This window comes from Mesorhizobium sp. M7D.F.Ca.US.004.03.1.1 (assembly GCF_003998635.1).
GTDB lineage: Bacteria > Pseudomonadota > Alphaproteobacteria > Rhizobiales > Rhizobiaceae > Mesorhizobium > Mesorhizobium loti.
This window is the reverse complement of record NZ_RZQG01001064.1, coordinates 1-1,877: the sequence shown is the minus strand read 5'-3', so window position 1 is coordinate 1,877 and position 1,877 is coordinate 1. Positions and strand designations below refer to the sequence as shown.

The 1,877-nt window shown below is 65.3% G+C and carries 2 protein-coding genes; both read right to left on the bottom strand.

All coding sequences use genetic code 11. The features are described 5' to 3' along the window. Positions 1–534 (bottom strand): aldehyde dehydrogenase family protein (locus EN935_RS33880; protein WP_127374116.1); only part of this gene is annotated, 534 nt, incomplete at its 3' end. 185 nt (positions 535–719) lie between these two features. Continuing rightward, positions 720–1,877 (bottom strand): RNA polymerase sigma factor (locus EN935_RS33875; protein WP_164771600.1); only part of this gene is annotated, 1,158 nt, incomplete at its 5' end.

The following is a 1,877-nucleotide window of genomic DNA, read 5'->3' as shown; positions in this document are numbered from 1 at the left end:
CTTCCACACCACCGCGTCGCCGCAGACCAGCGCCAGCGCTGCGTTCCACGACCACACCGCGACCGGGAAGTTGAAGGCGGAAATGACGCCGACGACGCCGAGCGGATGCCAGGTTTCCATCATCCGATGGCCGGGGCGCTCGGTGGCAATGGTCAGACCGTACAATTGCCGGGAGAGGCCGACGGCGAAATCGCAGATGTCGATCATCTCCTGCACTTCGCCGAGCCCCTCGGACGGGATCTTGCCGACCTCGATCGAGACCAGCCGGCCAAGCTCGGCCTTGTGCGCACGCAGCTCCTCGCCGAGCAGCCGCACCAGCTCGCCACGTCTCGGTCCCGGCACCATCCGCCACGCCTGGAAGGCCTTGTGCGCGGCATCGATCACCTTGGCCGCGTCAGCCGGCGAGATCGTCTTCAGCGCCGCGATCTGCTCGCCCGTCACAGGGCTCCGCACGATCAGGTCGCCGCTGACAAGCGCCTCCTTGGCCACACCCAGATTAGCCAGAAGCTCGGCCGTTTCCTTCGCTATCGTCATTTTTGTCCCTTTCAGATCCCGTCGCCATTATATGGCGCTGGGTTAAGCCTTCGCCGTGTCGCCCGCGTACCGAAAGGCACTTCAGGCACAGTCATGGCGTGGCATTACTCGTTTCAGGGGAAAATCGCCACCCCGGCATGGTCCAAGCCCAAGCTACACGATTGAGCCAGATGGGCAGATGACGCTCAGTTCGCCTTTTTCGCCGGCGCGTGCACGGCACCGTCCTTCATCAGCCGGTCGATATGCATGCGGATATGGGCCGCTTCCGCCGCCGTGTTGGCAAGCGCAATGGCGCGGTCGAAGGCGACGCGCGCCTCCTCGCCCCGGTCAAGCTGCATCAAAAGGCCACCCTTGAGGCCGAAGAAATGGAAATAGCCGGAAAGCCGGTCTTCCAGCGGCTCGATCATGGCGAGCGCCTCTGCCGGTCCACGCACCTTGGAGACCGCGACGGCCCGGTTGAGCGTGACCACCGGTGATGGCTGCATCTGCTCGAGCAAGCGGTAGAGCAGGTCGATCTCGTTCCAGTCGGTGTCCTCGGCCCTTTCGGCCCGCGCATGCAGCGCGGCAATAGCCGCCTGCACCTGATAGGGGCCGGGCTTGCGATGCCGTAGCGCTTTGTCGACCAGCGCCAGCCCCTCATCGATCATCTTGCGGCTCCACAGGCTGCGATCCTGATCTTCGAGCAGTACGATCTCGCCGCTCTGGTCAAATCGAGCCGGTGCGCGCGCATGCTGCAGAAGCAGCAGTGCCGTCAGCCCCATGATCTCCGGCTCGGTCTGGAACAGCCGCAACAACAGCCGTGCCAGCCGGATCGCCTCTTCGCACAGCGGCGCGCGAGCCGGCGCCTCGCCGCTGTTGGTCGAATAGCCCTCGTTGAAGATCAGGTAGACCATGGCTGCGACAGCGGCGAGCCGCTCGGAGCGCTCGACGGCACCCGGAGTCTCGAACGGCACGCCGGCGTCCGCAATGCGCGCCTTGGCGCGGGTGATGCGCTGCTCCATGGCGCTTTCGCCGACCAGGAAGGCGCGTGCGATCTGCTTGACGGTGAGGCCCGAGACAATCCGCAGCGCCACCGCGATCTGCTGCGTTGCCGGCAGATCGGGATGGCAGCAGATGAACAGCAGCCGCAGAATGTCATCACGGTAATGCGCCCCGTCCAGCCGCTCGGCGATATCGCTCTCAGCGTCTTCCAGGTCGGAAATCTGGTCTTCCTCCGGCATCGGCGCCTGCTTGGCGCGCTTGCGCACGGCATCGATGCCGCTGTTGCGGCCGACAAAGATCAGCCAGGCCGCGGGATCACGCGGCGGCCCGTTCTGCGGCCAGTTCTTGATGGCCCTGAGGCA